This is a genomic window from Fulvimonas yonginensis (assembly GCF_037137055.1).
In the GTDB taxonomy this organism is placed as follows: domain Bacteria; phylum Pseudomonadota; class Gammaproteobacteria; order Xanthomonadales; family Rhodanobacteraceae; genus Frateuria_A; species Frateuria_A yonginensis.
Window position 1 is genome coordinate 98,508 of record NZ_JBBBNY010000005.1, and the last position, 14,401, is coordinate 112,908.

Genomic DNA, 14,401 nt, shown 5'->3' on the forward strand with positions numbered 1-14,401 from the left:
CGCGGGCATCGCGAGCAAGCCCGCACTGACCGGCACCGCTGGGTCAGGGGAGCGCCAGGCCGGCTTCGCGCAGCAGGCGGGCCAGTGCGATCAGCGGCAGGCCGACCAGCGCCGTCGGATCGCTGTTCTCGATACGTTCGAACAGGGCGATGCCCAGGCCCTCGCACTTGAAGCTGCCGGCGCAGTCGAGGGGCCGCTCGCGCTCGACGTAGCGCGCGATTTCCTCGCCGGACAAGGGCCGGAACCACACGCGGGTGACGTCCACGTGCGTGCGTCGCCGGCCGTCACGGGTGTCGAGCAGGCACAGCGCCGTGTGGAAGCACACTTCGCGGCCGGCGCAGGCCGCCAGTTGCACGCGTGCGGCCTCGGCGCTGCCGGGCTTGCCCAGGGCGCGACCGTCGAGCTCGGCGATCTGGTCCGAGCCGATCACCAGCGCGTCGGGCAGGCCCTGCGCGGCCGCGTCGGCCTTGGCGGCGGCCAGGCGCAGCACGCCTTCGGCCGGCGTCTCGCCCGGGCGCAGGGTTTCGTCGGTGCCGGGCGCGCGCTGCTCGAAATCGGCGGTCAGGCGGCGCAGCAGCTCGGCGCGGTAGCGCGAGGTGGAGCCCAGGACCAGGCGGGTCACGTGTCGTGCTCGCGGCGGATGTGTTCGCGCATGGCGTCGTCCAGCTCATGGTGGGCGCGCTCCAGTGCACGCACCAGCGGGCGCAGCCGTGCGCGGGTCTGGCTCATGTCCGCGGCCGCCTCGTCCAGCCCTTCCTGGCTCGCTTCGGGTGCGCAGTCGCGGATCCACAGCCGCTGTTGCAGCAGCGAGCGCAGGCCGGCGTCGATCGCCTGCTTGGCTTCCTTCTCGCCCGCCGCGGGCTGGTCCGGATTGAGCGACATCACCGCATGCGCCTGCTTGAGGCTGCTGCGGCAGGTCTTCAGGTCGGCCTCCAGCTGGTCGGCCAGGTCCAGCAAACGGCGCATGCTGTCGGTACGCCGGTCCAGGCGCCGCCGCCGGCGCAGCAGCACCAGCCAGGTCGCCCCCACCAGCAGCAGGAGCGTCGCAGCGAGGCCGAGGGCGAGGAAAGCGGGCACGAGGGGAACCTGCGGCGGTCGGAAGGGCAGTCTGCCGCAGCACTCTGCGACAGGCAAAGTCGTTGCCGCGCGGTTGACTTGGGTCGCGCGCAACCCTAAGATTTCGCGATTATGTCCGTGACACTGCCAGAGTCCGTGGACGCTTGGCGCATGGTCTCGGCGCGGCGTTCGTTCGCCGGCGCGCTTCCCGTCGCTGCCATGACCCGCCTGAGCGGGGTGCTGGCAGGCAACGAAGGCGCGGCGCAGTACGCGCTGGAATTCGGTCGCGACGAGTTCGGCACGGCCTACCTTCAGGTGCACGTCGAGGCGCCGCTTGCGCTGACCTGTCAGCGTACGCTCGAGCCGTTCGTGCTGCCGCTGACGGTGGACAGCCGGCTCGGCCTGATCCGCAACGAGCGCGAGGAGGCGGCCCTGCCGCCCGGCTGCGAGCCGTTGCTGGTCGACGAGGACGGACGGCTGAGCCCGGCCGACGTGATCGAGGACGAACTGCTGCTGGCATTGCCGCTGGTCCCGGTGAACCCGGACAGCAGCCTGCCGCCCGAAGTGACCGGCGGGGGTTCCCAGGAGCCTTCGCCGGAACGTACCGAAAACCCGTTCGCGGTCCTGCGCGAACTCAAGAAGCGCTGAATTCAAGCTGGAGACACACCCATGGCCGTTGCCAAGAGCCGCAAGACCCCGTCCACCCGCGGCATGCGTCGTTCGCACGACAAGCTCAAGACCGTGCAGCTGGCGACCGACCCGACCAGCGGTGAGGTGCACCTGCGCCACCACGTCACCAAGGACGGTTACTACCGTGGCAAGAAGATGATCGACACCAGCGTGGCCGTCGACGCCGAGTAAGCGTGATCGTCCGGTGGATCACGAAGCGGCGCGGCGACGCGCCGCTTTGCTTTCCGGCGTCCCTGAACGTAACGTTGCGGATTCCGGCATGGCCAGCCATGCCGTTCCGCCCGCTGATGGATAGTCCATGGCAACGACCTACGCCCGCATTATCGGCACCGGCAGCGCGCTGCCCGAGCGCGTGCTGAGCAATTTCGACCTGGAGAAGTTCGTCGAGACCAGCGACGAATGGATCCGCACCCGTACCGGCATCCGCCAGCGCCACGTGGCGGCCGAGGGCGAGACCACCGGCGACCTGGCCTTCCTCGCCGCCGAGCGCGCGCTGGCCGCGGCCGGGGTAAAGGCGTCGGAGCTGGACCTGATCGTGCTGGGCACCACCACGCCCGACCTGATCTTCCCGTCCACCGCCTGCCTGGTGCAGAACCGCCTGGGCGCCAATGGCTGCGCCGCGTTCGACGTCAACGCCGCCTGCTCGGGCTTCGTCTACGCGCTGGGCGTGGCGGACAAGTTCATCCGCAGCGGGCAATCGAAGAAGGCGCTGGTGATCGGCGCCGAAACGCTGACCCGCATGATCGACTGGAAGGAGCGCGAGACCTGCGTGCTGTTCGGCGACGGCGCCGGCGCCGTTGTGCTCGAGGCCAGCGACGAACCCGGCATCTATGCCACCTGCCTGCACGCCGACGGCGGCTACAAGGAGCTGCTGTGGAACCCGGTGGGCGTGTCGGTCGGTTTTCGCGACGAGCCCAACCACGGCGTGCGCATCAAGATGGCCGGCCGCGAGGTGTTCAAGGTGGCGGTCAAGACGCTCGACTCGCTGGTCGAGCAGACCTTGCAGGCCGCCGGAATGGAGGCTTCGCAGCTGGACTGGCTGATCCCGCACCAGGCCAACCTGCGCATCATCGAGGCCACCGCCAAGCGCCTGAACATGTCGATGGATCAGGTCGTGGTGACGGTCGACAAGCACGCCAACACGTCCTCGGGCTCGGTGCCGCTGGCGCTGGACTACGCGGTCCGCTCGGGCAAGGTGCAGCGCGGCCAGAACCTGCTGCTGGAAGCCTTCGGCGGCGGCTTCACCTGGGCCTCCGCGCTGCTGCGCTACTAGGGCGCCGCAGGTCCGACCCGATGCCGCCTGCGGGCGGCATCGTCGTTTCCGGAGACGGAAATACGGCTGCGTACGCCGGCCGCTGCTGGCATCATCGCCTTTTTGCCTTGGATGGACCTACGCCGATGACCGACACCATTGCTTCGCTCGCTTTCGTCTTTCCCGGCCAGGGCTCGCAGTCGGTGGGCATGCTGGCCGAGCTCGCCGCGGCGCATGCCGAGGTGCGGGCCACGTTCGAAGAGGCTTCGCAGGGCGCCGGTGTCGACCTGTGGCAGCTCAGTCAGCAGGGGCCGGAAGAGCAGCTCAACCGCACCGAGCACACCCAGCCGGCGCTGCTGGCGGCGAGCGTGGCGGTGTGGCGCGTGTGGACCAAGCTCGGCGGCGCTCGACCGGCGCGACTGTCGGGCCACAGCCTGGGCGAATACAGCGCGCTGGTCTGCGCCGGCGCACTCTCGCTGCACGATGCCGCCGCGCTGGTCGCCGAGCGTGGCCGCCTGATGCAGGCGGCGGTGCCGCCGGGGGTGGGTGCCATGGCAGCGGTCCTCGGCGGCGACGATGCGCAGATCGCGCAGGTGTGCGAAGAGGTCGCACAGGGCCAGGTCGTCTCTCCCGCCAACTACAACTCGCCGGGCCAGCTGGTGATCGCCGGCAACGCCGAAGCGGTCGACCGCGCGCTGGCGCGGCTCGCCGAGCTGGGCGTCAAGAAGGCGATCAAGCTCGCGGTCTCCGTCCCATCGCACTGCGCGCTGATGCGCGAGGCAGCCGACCGGCTCGGCGAGCGCATGGGCGCGATCGAGTGGCGGCTCCCCGAAGTGCCGGTGATCCAGAACGCCGAGGCGCGCAGCTACGACAGCATCGAGGCGATCCGCGGCGCCCTGCAGCGCCAGCTCTACCTGCCGGTGCGCTGGACCCAGTGCGTGCAGGCGCTCGCCGCCGGCGGCACCACGCGCATGTTCGAGTGCGGCCCGGGCAAGGTGCTCACGGGGCTGGTCAAGCGCATCGACAAGAGCCTCGACGCACGCGCGATCGGCACGCCGGCGGAACTGGAGGCCGCCTTGGCCTGACAGCCGACGGGCAGGAGCGAGCTTGCCCGCAATGCGTTTCGCCTGACCAATCCGGACCGCGCGTCGCGAGCAAGCTCGCTCCTACCTCCTACCGCGCAGGCGTTGGCTCACGAGTTCCCTTTTTGAACGAAGGACACACGACGATGGACAAGATGCTGAAAGGTGAAATCGCGCTGGTCACCGGCGCCAGCCGCGGCATCGGCGCGGCGATCGCCGACGAACTGGCCTCGATGGGCGCCACGGTGATCGGCACGGCGACCAGCGAGGGCGGTGCCAGGGCGATCGGCGAGCGGCTCGCCGCGCAGGGCGGCCACGGTCGCGTGCTGGACGTCACCGACGGGGCCGCGGTGGAGGCGCTGGTCGAGGGCATCGCCAAGGAGTTCGGCGCCGTCTCGATCCTGGTCAACAACGCCGGCATCACCCGCGACCAGTTGCTGATGCGCATGAAGGACGAAGACTGGCAGGCCATCCTGGACACCAACCTCACCTCGGTCTACCGCACCTCCAAGGCGGTGATGCGCGGCATGATGAAGGCGAAGAAGGGACGCATCATCTCGATCGCCTCGGTGATCGGCCTCACTGGCAATCCCGGCCAGGCGAACTACGCCGCGGCCAAGGCGGGCATCATCGCCTTCTCCAAGTCGCTGGCGCGCGAGATCGGCTCGCGCGGCATCACCGTCAACGTGGTGGCGCCGGGCTTCATCGACACCGACATGACCCGCGCGCTGCCGGAAGCCTCGAAAGAAGCGCTGCTCGGCCAGATCGCCCTGGGCCGGCTGGGAGAGGCCTCGGACATCGCCAAGGCGGTCGGTTTCCTGGCCTCGCCGGCGGCGTCCTACATCACCGGCGAAACGCTGCACGTCAATGGCGGCATGTACATGCCCTGACCCGTGATTCCGGTCGCCGGACGGGTAGTCGCCAGCGGTCCCGTTTTAGGCGACAATTGATTCCTTCGCGTCGGTCCCCCAGGGGCTTGGCGTTTCCAACAGCCGGCGAAGCATGGCAGCCGTGCGGATTAGCCACTACAATCCGCCGGCCTTTGCCGGACAGCTTCACCGGCGTCGACAAGCAAAAATTTCTCCTTGGGAGGTTTGGCAACATGAGCACCATCGAAGAGCGCGTCAAGAAGATCGTCATCGAGCAGCTGGGCGTGAAGGAAGACGAGGTCACGGCGAACGCTTCGTTCGTGGACGATCTGGGCGCCGATTCGCTGGACACGGTGGAACTGGTGATGGCGCTCGAGGAAGAGTTCGAGACCGAGATTCCCGACGAGGAAGCCGAGAAGATCACCACCGTGCAGCAGGCCGTCGATTACATCAAGGCCCACACCAAGGACTGATCGTCCGTGGAGGCCGCGACAGGCGTGCCTCCGCTACACGGCGATACCGAGAGCTGCGCCAGATTGGCGCAGTTTTCGTTTACGCGTTTTGAAACGTCCGATGCCGTATGGTTGGCGGACGCAGGCCGTTGCCCGGCAACGTGCCGAGAGAACAGCTAAGGACTCCATTCCATGAGCGAACGACCCATGAGCAAACGACGCGTCGTGGTGACCGGCATGGGCATCATCTCGCCCGTCGGCAACGACATCGCCACCGCCTGGGACAACATCCTCAACGGCGTCAGCGGCATCGGCCCGGTGACCCACTTCGACGCCAGCGGCTATGCCACCCGCATCGCGGGCCAGGTGCGCGATTTCGATCCGACGCAGTGGATGCCGCCGAAGGACGTCAAGAAGATGGACCCCTTCATCCACTACGGCATCGCGGCCGGCACGCAGGCGCTGCGCGATTCCGGGCTGGAGGTGACCGCCGAGAACGCGCCGCGCATCGGCGTGGCGGTGGGCGCCGGCATCGGCGGCCTCAACACCATCGAGGACACCTCGATCGAGCTGCACGAGAAGGGTCCGCGCCGCGTGTCGCCGTTCTTCGTGCCCAGCTCGATCATCAACATGGTTTCGGGCCACCTGTCGATCATGTTCGGCCTGAAGGGACCGAACATCGCCTGCGTCACCGCCTGCACCACGGCCACGCACAACATCGGCCTGGCCATGCGCATGATCCAGTACGGCGACGCCGACGCGATGCTCGCCGGAGGTGCCGAGTTCGCCACCACCGGCACGGCGATGGCGGGTTTCTGCTCGGCCAAGGCCATGTCCACCCGCAACGACGAGCCGACCAAGGCGAGCCGTCCGTGGGACAAGGACCGCGACGGCTTCGTGCTGTCCGACGGCGCCGGCGTGCTGATGCTGGAGGAGTACGAGCACGCCAGGGCGCGCGGCGCGCGGATCTACGTGGAGCTGGTCGGCTTCGGCATGAGCGGCGACGCCTACCACATCACCGCGCCCAGCGAGGGCGGCGAAGGTGCCGCGCGCTGCATGCAGGCGGCGCTGGACGATGCGGGCCTCGAGCCCACCGACGTGCAGTACATCAACGCGCACGGCACCTCCACGCCGCTGGGCGACCTGGGCGAGGTGATGGCGGCCAAGACGGTGTTCGGCGAGCACGCCTACAAGCTGGCGATGAGCTCGACCAAGTCGACCACCGGCCACCTGCTCGGTGCCGCCGGCGGCGTCGAGGCGATCTTCACCATCCTGGCGCTGCGCGACCAGGTGCTGCCGCCGACGATCAACCTGGACCAGCCGGGCGAGGGCTGCGACCTCGACTTCGTGCCGCATACGGCGCGCAAGGCCGAGCTGAGCGTGGCGATCTCCAACTCGTTCGGTTTCGGCGGCACCAACGGCACGCTGGCGTTCCGGCGCGTTTGAGCCGGAGCCACGCACGCACCCTCGGCGGCCGGCGCGATCTGCTCGCGCCGGCCGCCGCCTTTCCGGGGCGTTACCCCTGCCTGTTGCAGAGCGTGGTGCGGGGTACCGCGCAGTCGCGCTACGACATCCTGTTCGCGTTCCCGCAGGAGGAGCTTGCGCTGCAGCGGGATGGCACCCTGCGCAAGGCGTCGCTGACGGAAAGCGCTCCGGGCGACGAGCTGCGGCAGCAACCGACGGGACGTTTCCTCGATGCCCTCGACGCCGCCTGGCGGGCCGAGCGGCGGCCGCCCGAGGACGATGGCCTGCCGTTCCACGGCGGCTGGGTGCTCATGCTGGCCTACGAGCTGGCCGGCGAGATCGAGCCGCGGCTGCGCCTGCGTCCGCCGACGGCGCTGCCGCTGGCGCTGGCGCTGCGCTGCCCGGCGGCGATCGTCGTGGACCACGCGCGCGAATGCACCGTGCTGGTCGCCGAGGACGGGCACGCGCACCTGCTCGATGCGCTGGAAGCCGACCTGGCCGACTCCGCGGACATCGCCCCCCTGCCGGCGCCGGCGTCGGTCGAGGAGGATCCGCCGCAGCACTTCCTCGACGGCGTCGCCCGCATCCACGAGCACCTGCACGCCGGCGACATCTTCCAGGTCAATCTGTCCCGTGCCTGGCGCGCAAGCTACGCGCGGGCGCCGTCGCCGGCCTCGCTCTACGCGGCGCTGCGCACGGCCAACCCGGCGCCGTTCGCCGGCCTGCTGCAGCGGCCCGGCTGGGCGGTGGCGAGTTCCTCGCCGGAGCGGCTGGTCGAGGTCCGCGGCGGCGTGGCACAGACCCGGCCGATCGCCGGCACGCGGCCGCGCCTGGCCGGCGACGACGAGCCGGCACGCATCCGCGAACTGACCGCGCATCCCAAGGAACGGGCCGAGCACGTCATGCTGATCGACCTGGAGCGCAACGACCTCGGCCGCGTCTGCGTGCCCGGCACGGTCGAGGTCGACGAGCTGATGGTGGTGGAGAGCTACGCGCACGTGCACCACATCGTGTCGAACGTGCGCGGGCGCCTGCGCGCCGGCGTCACGCCGGGGCAGGTGATCGCCGCGACCTTTCCCGGAGGCACCATCACCGGCTGCCCCAAGGTGCGCTGCATGGAGATCATCGCGGCGCTGGAGGACGCCCCGCGCGGCGCCTACACCGGCGCCCTGGGCTACCTCGACCGCAGCGGCGAGCTGGACCTCAACATCCTCATCCGCACGCTGACCCAGGTCGGCCGCGATGTCGGCCTGCGCGCCGGGGCCGGCATCGTGGCCGACTCGGTGGCCGAACGGGAGCTGGAGGAGACCCGCGCCAAGGCGCGCGGCCTGCTGCGCGCGCTGGGAGTGCCCGGCTGATGGCCCGCCTGCTGGTGGATGGCCGGGCGGGGGAGACGGTCAGCGCGCTCGACCGCGGGCTCGGCTACGGCGACGGCCTGTTCGAGACCATCCGTTTCGTCGGTGCCGATGCGCCGCTGTGGCCGCGGCACATGCAGCGCCTGCGTGCCGGCTGCGAGCGCCTGCATCTGCCGCCGCCCGACCCGGCGCTGTTGCTGGCCGAGGCGCGCGAGGCCGCCTCCGGCCTGGACCAGGCCGTGGTGCGCATCACCTGGACCCGCGGCGTGGGTGCGCGCGGCTACGCGCCGCCCGCCGCGGTGCGGCCGACCCGCATCGTCGCCGCCTTCGAGCCGCCGCCGGCGGACCCCGCGGCCCAGGCGGACGGCGTGCGCGTGCGGCTTTGCGCGCTGCGCCTGGCCGAGCAGCCGCGACTGGCCGGCCTCAAGCACCTCAACCGGCTGGAACAGGTACTGGCGCGGGCCGAGTGGGACGATCCGGCGATCGGGGAGGGGCTGCTGTGCGACATGGCGGACCGGGCGATCTGCGCCACCGCCGCCAACCTCTTCGCGGTGTTCGACGGCGTGCTCGCCACGCCGGCACTGCACCGGTGCGGCGTGGCGGGCGTGGCGCGGGCCGAGATCCTGGCGGCGCGGCCGGCGACGCAGGTGCTCGACATCCCGCTGGCGGAACTCGCCGGCGCGGACGAACTCTTCCTATCGTCGAGCGTGCGCGGCATCCTGCCGGTTCGCGAACTGGACGGACGCCGCCTCGCGGTGGGGCCGGTCACGCGCGCGATGCAGGCGCATTGGCGCGCCTTGGGTTTCTGAAGGAGTTTCGATGGGGCGCAAGAAAAGGCAGGGCGGCAGGATCCGTCGTACCCTGGCGTGGCTCGTGCTGCTGGCGCTGCTGGCCGCACTTGCCTGGGGCTGGTACGGCTTCGAGCGCTTCGCCCGCACGCCGCTGGCGGTCGGTCCGCAGCGCCAGCTGGTCGAGGTCGAGCGCGGCAGCAGCCTGCGCGGCATCGTGGCCCAGCTGCGCGCCCGCGGCTTCACCGGCGCGCCCGAGCTTTACTGGCGCGCGCTGGCCGAGCGCATGCGCGTGGCCGACCGCCTGCACGCGGGCGAGTACGCGCTCGATCCCGGCGTCACGCCCACCGGACTGCTCACCAGGATGGCGGAGGGCCGCGTGCTGCAGCGCGACTTCACCATCGTGGACGGCTGGACCTTCCGCCAGCTGCGCGAGGCATTGGCCCAGGTGCCCACGCTGCGCCACGACGGCGCGGCGCTGGACGACGCCGAGCTGATGCGCCGCATCAGCGCGCCCGGCGAGGCGCCGGAAGGCCGCTTCCTGCCGGAGACCTACGCCTACGTGAAGGGCGACAGCGACCTGGACATCCTCAAGCGCGCGCACCAGGCGATGGAGCGCACGCTGGCCGAGCTGTGGCCCGGACGCGACAAGGACCTGCCGCTGGCTTCGCCCTACGAGGCGCTGATCCTCGCCTCGATCGTGGAAAAGGAAACCGGCCGTGCCGACGAGCGCGCGCGCATCGCCGGCGTGTTCGTGCGGCGGCTGCAGCACCACATGCTGCTGCAGACCGATCCCAGCGTGATCTACGGCATGGGCCAGGCCTATGCCGGCAACATCCGCAAGCGCGACCTGGTCGCCGACACGCCCTACAACACCTACCTGCGTCCGGGCTTGCCGCCCACGCCGATCGCCCTGCCGGGACGGCCGGCGATCGAGGCGGCATTGCACCCGGCGCCGGGCGACGCGCTCTACTTCGTGGCCCGCGGCGACGGCAGCCACGTGTTCGCCAGCTCGCTGGCCGAGCACAATCGCAACGTCGCCTGCTACCAGCTGAAGCATTGCCATGACTGAAACGCGCACGCGCGGACGGTTCATCACGCTCGAAGGCGGCGAGGGCGCCGGCAAGAGCACGCTGCTGGCCGGGCTGCACCGGCACATCGCCGGCCGCGGTGTCGCGCTGGTGCAGACGCGCGAGCCCGGCGGCACGGTGGTGGGGGAGGCGGTCCGCGCGATCGTGCTCGACCCGGCAGCGCGCGGCCTGGCGGCGGAGACCGAGCTGCTGCTGATGTTCGCCTCGCGCGCGCAACTGGTGCGCGAGGTGATCGGGCCGGCGCTCGCCGCCGGGCAGTGGGTGCTGTGCGACCGCTACGTCGACGCCAGCTACGCCTACCAGGGCGGCGGCCGCGGCCAGCCGGCCGCGCGCATCGCCGAGCTGGAGCGCTGGGCCTGTGCCGGGCTGGTACCGGATCTGACCCTGCTGCTCGACCTGCCGGTCGCCACCGGACGCGCGCGCGCAGCCGGGCGGGGCGAGGCCGACCGCATCGAGATCGAAGCCGATGCCTTCTTCGAGCGCGTGCGGTCGAGCTACCGCGCCCGCGCCGCGGCCGAACCGGGCCGGTTCCGCGTGCTCGACGCGGCCCGCCCGCCCGAGGAGGTGCTGCGCTCGGCCATCGCCGCGCTGGCACCGCTGTTCGCGGAGTCGGCGGCATGAGCACCTGTCCCTGGCACGCCGGACACTGGCAGCGCCTGGAGGCGCGCCGGGCGCGCGGTGCGCTGCCGCATGCGCTGCTGCTGTGCGGCCCGGCCGGGCTGGGCAAGCGGGCGTTCCTGCAGCGCTTCGTCCGTGGCCTGCTGTGCGAGCGGGCGCAGGATGGCGAGGCCTGCGGGCAATGCCGCGCCTGCCAGCTGCTGCAGGCCGGTACCCATCCGGACCTGGTCACCCTCGGCTACGGCATGCGCAAGGACGGTGCGCAGCGCACCGAGATCGTGATCGACCAGGTGCGCGAGCTGTCGGCGCGGCTGGCGATGGCCAGCCAGTTCGGTGGCTGGCAGGTGGTGGTGATCGACCCGGCCGACGCGATGAACGCGGCCGCGGCCAACGCCCTGCTGAAGACGCTGGAAGAACCCACGCCGCAGACCCTGCTGGCGCTGCTGGCCGACGCTCCCTGGCGCCTGCCGCAGACCATCCGCAGCCGCTGCCAGCGGATCGACTTCGTGTTGCCGGCGCACGACGAGGCGCTGGCCTGGCTGCGTGCGCAGGGCGTCGAGGCCGCCGAGGCGGCACTGGAGGCCGCGGGTGGCAACCCCGGTCTGGCCCGGGCCTGGGCCGAGCAGGGCGCGCTGGCGCGGCGGCAGGCGGTACGCAAGGACCTGGCGGCGTTGGCCGCCGGCCGCGGCGAGGCGACGGAAGTCGCGCGCCGCTGGCTCGACGGCGAGCCGGAGCAGTGCCTGTGGTTCGCCGCGCAGGCGGTTGCCGACGAGGTCCGCGCCCGCGCCGCAGGCACGCCCGCGCCGCTCGCCAGTACGCTGGACGACGAGGCCCTGGCCGGCTGGTACGCGTTCGCCAACCGTACGCGCGACGCCGTGCGCGGCCCGCTGCGCGGCGACCTGCTGTTGCTCGAACTGCTGGCCGGCTGGCGCTGAGCCATGCGGACCGGTGCGCCCCGCCTGCCAACCGGACCCGACTACACACCGCGCGAACGTGCGCCGACGCATGCTTCCGGCGACGTCCACCGGCGGCCGAGGCCAAGGTGGTTTCCCCACGCCGGCGCGGGAGGCGCCACGACATGCCGTTGAGCCCGGAGCTGTACAGCCCCGACGCGCGGACCCGCCTGCTGGTGGTGGCGCCGCATCCGGACGACGAAACCATCGGCACCGGCGAGCTGGTGCAACTGGTGCGCGCAGCAGGCGGCGAGGTGCGGGTGCTGCTGCTGACCGACGGCGACGACAACCCGTGGCCGCAACGCTGGCTGGAGCGGCGGATCCGCATCGGCGCGGCCGAGCGGATGCGCTGGGGCCGTCGTCGGCGCCAGGAGGTCGGCGAGGCGCTCGAGCGCCTCGGTCTGCCGCCCTCGGCGTTGCATGCGCTGGGCTGGCCCGACATGGGCCTCACCGCCGGCTTGCGCGAGCGGCCCGAAGCCATGGGTGCGGCGCTGCGCGGGCAGATCGCGGCGTTCGGCCCGACCGTGGTGGCGCTGCCGGCGCTGGCCGACCGCCATCCCGACCACGGCAGCGCGCACGTGCTCGTGCGCCTGGCGCTCGCTGCGTTGCAGTTCCCCGAGTCGCCGCTGCTGCTGGGCTACCTCGTGCACGGGCGGGACGAGCGCCATCCGCCGGGCGTGGCCCTGGCCGCCTCCGCCACCATGCACGCCGCCAAGCTGGCGGCGCTGACGGCGCACCGCAGCCAGATGGCCCTGAGCGCCGGCCGCATGCGCCGCCTGACCGACCGGCCGGAACGCTACCAGCGGATCGCGCCGCGTGCCGGGGAGCCGCGCGGGGTGCTGCCCTGGCGCCCGCGGGCCTGGCGCTCGCAATTGCGCCTGACGCTTGCCGACGCTCATGGCGTGCGCAGCTGGTCATGGGCGCGCGCGCCGCTCGAGCGGGACGGGCAGGGCGGCTATCGCCTGCGCGAGCCGCTCGCCGCCCCGTGCTTCGCGCGGCTGGACATGGACGTGCCAACGCCATGGATCTTCGATCGCTGGGGCTGGTGCGAGCTGTGACCGGGCGCTTTGCGCAGCCGCCTGCGGCTCGCTAGGATGCGCGGGTGCGCCGGCTTTGCGCCGGTGCCAGGAGCAGGCATGACCCCCACCGCCGCCCGCCAGGGCATCATCTCGCTGAAGATCAAGGATGCCGCGTCGCTGTACAACGCGTACATGCCGTTCCTGAAGAACGGCGGCCTGTTCGCTCCCACGGCGCAGCGCTATGCCCTCGGCGACGAGGTGGTGCTGCTGATCACCCTGACCGACGAGACCGAGCGCCTGTCGGTGGTCGGCAAGGTCGCCTGGATCAGCCCGCTCGGTGCGCAAGGCAACCGTACGGCCGGCATCGGCGTGCATTTCAACGAGTCCAGCGATGCCGAGGTGGCGCGCCAGCGCATCGAGAACATCCTCGCCGGCGTGCTCGGTTCGGAGCGTCCCACCCACACGATGTGATCGCGCGCCCCTCGCGGACGCCCCCGGAGAGGTCTCTGCGCGGGCCCGCGGATGCGATCGGCGCGGCGTCGCGCCCGCGTACGTCCCCATCCGCCAGCCACCCGCGCCTTTGCCTGATACCTGTCGCGTTCGCAACCCTTGGCGTTGCCCCCGCACGCGCTGATACAATGCGGCGGTTACACGAACGGATTTCGTGGAATCGGGCGCCCGCGACCCCACACGCGTGCGATCGTGGCCGGATGGCCCCCTGCCGCGCGCGGCCTGCCGAATCGAACTAGCCGGTCGCCTCCGTGGCGATCACTGATGCGCCTATGGCGCGGAGGTACGTTGCATCGTGCTCGCTCAATACTGGCCCATCCTGTTGTTCATCGGCGTCGCCGCCGGCCTGGGCGTGGTGCTCCTGGCCATCGGCATGCTCGCCGGCCCGCGCCGGCCCGAGGCGGTGAAGCTCTCCCCCTACGAGTGCGGCTTCGAGGCCTTCGAGGACGCGCGCATGCGGTTCGACGTCCGCTACTACCTGCTCGCGATCCTGTTCATCATCTTCGACCTGGAAATCGCCTTCCTGTTCCCCTGGGCGGTGGTGTTCCAGCACATCGGCATCGTCGCGCTCGTCGAGATGGCGCTGTTCCTGCTGCTGCTGGTGATCGGTTTCGCGTACGTGTGGAAGAAGGGAGCACTGGAATGGGAGTGATGTCTTCCCTCGACCGGGTGATGCACAACCCGGAGCCGCTGAACCTGGTCGACGACATCCTGCGGCCGGCCGAGGACAATCCGGTCGTGCAGCGCGGCTTCGCCACCACCTCGGTCGACGCGCTGATGAACTGGGCGCGCACCGGCTCCATGTGGCCGATGACCTTCGGCCTCGCCTGCTGCGCGGTGGAAATGATGCACGCCGGCGCGGCGCGCCTGGACCTGGACCGCTACGGCGTAATCTTCCGCCCCAGCCCGCGCCAGTCGGACGTGATGATCGTGGCCGGTACCCTGGTCAACAAGATGGCGCCGGCGCTGCGCCGCGTGTACGACCAGATGCCCGACCCGAAGTGGGTGATCTCGATGGGCAGCTGCGCCAACGGCGGCGGCTACTACCACTACTCCTACTCGGTGGTGCGCGGCTGCGACCGCATCGTGCCGGTGGACATCTACGTGCCCGGTTGTCCGCCGACCGCCGAGGCGCTGATCCACGGCATCCTGCAGCTGCAGAAGAAGATCCGCCGCACCAGCACCATCGCCCGCGGCTAAGG

Annotated in this window: 18 protein-coding genes; 16 read left to right on the plus strand and 2 right to left on the minus strand. The window is 71.2% G+C overall.

The genetic code is table 11. From position 1 onward, the window contains the following. Window positions 1–43: 43 nt before the first annotated feature. A complete protein-coding gene (locus WAT24_RS09405; RefSeq protein ID WP_336807594.1) occupies window positions 44–622 on the minus strand; it encodes a Maf family protein in 579 nt (192 codons plus the stop codon). Then, on the minus strand, window positions 619–1,077 hold the full coding sequence (locus WAT24_RS09410; protein ID WP_336807595.1) for a hypothetical protein: 459 nt from the start codon (window positions 1,075–1,077) through the stop codon (window positions 619–621). Before WAT24_RS09410 ends, WAT24_RS09405 begins: the two co-directional genes overlap by 4 nt. 150 nt (window positions 1,078–1,227) lie before the next feature. Between WAT24_RS09410 and WAT24_RS09415 the strand changes: the two genes are divergently transcribed. From WAT24_RS09415 to WAT24_RS09490, 16 genes are all read left to right on the plus strand, one after another. Beyond that, window positions 1,228–1,704, plus strand: a complete 477-nt coding sequence (locus tag WAT24_RS09415) for a YceD family protein (RefSeq protein ID WP_425605290.1) — start codon at window positions 1,228–1,230, stop codon at window positions 1,702–1,704. A 21-nt stretch (window positions 1,705–1,725) separates the two neighbouring features. After that, on the plus strand, window positions 1,726–1,917 hold the full coding sequence (rpmF, locus tag WAT24_RS09420) for a 50S ribosomal protein L32 (protein ID WP_336807597.1): 192 nt from the start codon (window positions 1,726–1,728) through the stop codon (window positions 1,915–1,917). Window positions 1,918–2,044: 127 nt separating this feature from the next. Next, window positions 2,045–3,019, plus strand: coding sequence for a beta-ketoacyl-ACP synthase III (locus tag WAT24_RS09425; protein WP_336807598.1), 975 nt, complete (start codon window positions 2,045–2,047; stop codon window positions 3,017–3,019). Between the two features lie 125 nt (window positions 3,020–3,144). Further along, window positions 3,145–4,083: an ACP S-malonyltransferase gene (gene fabD, locus WAT24_RS09430; RefSeq protein WP_336807599.1), complete on the plus strand. Its 939-nt coding sequence runs from the start codon at window positions 3,145–3,147 to the stop codon at window positions 4,081–4,083. Window positions 4,084–4,226: 143 nt separating this feature from the next. Next, the gene (gene fabG, locus WAT24_RS09435) at window positions 4,227–4,970 is read left to right on the plus strand and encodes a 3-oxoacyl-ACP reductase FabG (protein WP_336807600.1); all 744 of its coding nucleotides are present in this window, start codon (window positions 4,227–4,229) and stop codon (window positions 4,968–4,970) included. A gap of 212 nt (window positions 4,971–5,182) precedes the next feature. After that, window positions 5,183–5,422 carry an acyl carrier protein gene (gene acpP, locus WAT24_RS09440; protein WP_091336635.1) on the plus strand — a complete coding sequence of 80 codons (240 nt, stop codon included), beginning with the start codon at window positions 5,183–5,185 and terminating at the stop codon, window positions 5,420–5,422. A 186-nt stretch (window positions 5,423–5,608) separates the two neighbouring features. Next, window positions 5,609–6,847 carry a beta-ketoacyl-ACP synthase II gene (gene fabF, locus WAT24_RS09445; RefSeq protein ID WP_336807601.1) on the plus strand — a complete coding sequence of 413 codons (1,239 nt, stop codon included), beginning with the start codon at window positions 5,609–5,611 and terminating at the stop codon, window positions 6,845–6,847. Further along, a complete protein-coding gene (locus WAT24_RS09450) occupies window positions 6,844–8,223 on the plus strand; it encodes an aminodeoxychorismate synthase component I (RefSeq protein WP_336807602.1) in 1,380 nt (459 codons plus the stop codon). Before fabF ends, WAT24_RS09450 begins: the two co-directional genes overlap by 4 nt. After that, on the plus strand, window positions 8,220–9,029 hold the full coding sequence (gene pabC / locus WAT24_RS09455) for an aminodeoxychorismate lyase (RefSeq protein WP_336807670.1): 810 nt from the start codon (window positions 8,220–8,222) through the stop codon (window positions 9,027–9,029). Before WAT24_RS09450 ends, pabC begins: the two co-directional genes overlap by 4 nt. Before the next feature lie 10 nt (window positions 9,030–9,039). Beyond that, the gene (gene mltG, locus WAT24_RS09460) at window positions 9,040–10,080 is read left to right on the plus strand and encodes an endolytic transglycosylase MltG (protein WP_336807603.1); all 1,041 of its coding nucleotides are present in this window, start codon (window positions 9,040–9,042) and stop codon (window positions 10,078–10,080) included. Beyond that, window positions 10,073–10,720 carry a dTMP kinase gene (gene tmk / locus WAT24_RS09465; protein WP_336807604.1) on the plus strand — a complete coding sequence of 216 codons (648 nt, stop codon included), beginning with the start codon at window positions 10,073–10,075 and terminating at the stop codon, window positions 10,718–10,720. The genes mltG and tmk overlap by 8 nt, the downstream gene beginning before the upstream one ends. After that, on the plus strand, window positions 10,717–11,652 hold the full coding sequence (gene holB, locus WAT24_RS09470) for a DNA polymerase III subunit delta' (protein WP_336807605.1): 936 nt from the start codon (window positions 10,717–10,719) through the stop codon (window positions 11,650–11,652). The genes tmk and holB overlap by 4 nt, the downstream gene beginning before the upstream one ends. A 143-nt stretch (window positions 11,653–11,795) precedes the next feature. After that, on the plus strand, window positions 11,796–12,728 hold the full coding sequence (locus WAT24_RS09475; protein ID WP_336807607.1) for a PIG-L deacetylase family protein: 933 nt from the start codon (window positions 11,796–11,798) through the stop codon (window positions 12,726–12,728). 78 nt (window positions 12,729–12,806) lie between these two features. Continuing rightward, entirely contained in the window at window positions 12,807–13,160 is a 354-nt protein-coding gene (locus WAT24_RS09480) for a PilZ domain-containing protein (protein WP_336807608.1), read from the plus strand. 334 nt (window positions 13,161–13,494) lie between these two features. Then, entirely contained in the window at window positions 13,495–13,851 is a 357-nt protein-coding gene (locus WAT24_RS09485) for an NADH-quinone oxidoreductase subunit A (protein WP_336807609.1), read from the plus strand. Continuing rightward, a complete protein-coding gene (locus tag WAT24_RS09490) occupies window positions 13,842–14,399 on the plus strand; it encodes a NuoB/complex I 20 kDa subunit family protein (protein WP_336807610.1) in 558 nt (185 codons plus the stop codon). The genes WAT24_RS09485 and WAT24_RS09490 overlap by 10 nt, the downstream gene beginning before the upstream one ends. Window positions 14,400–14,401 lie beyond the last annotated feature (2 nt).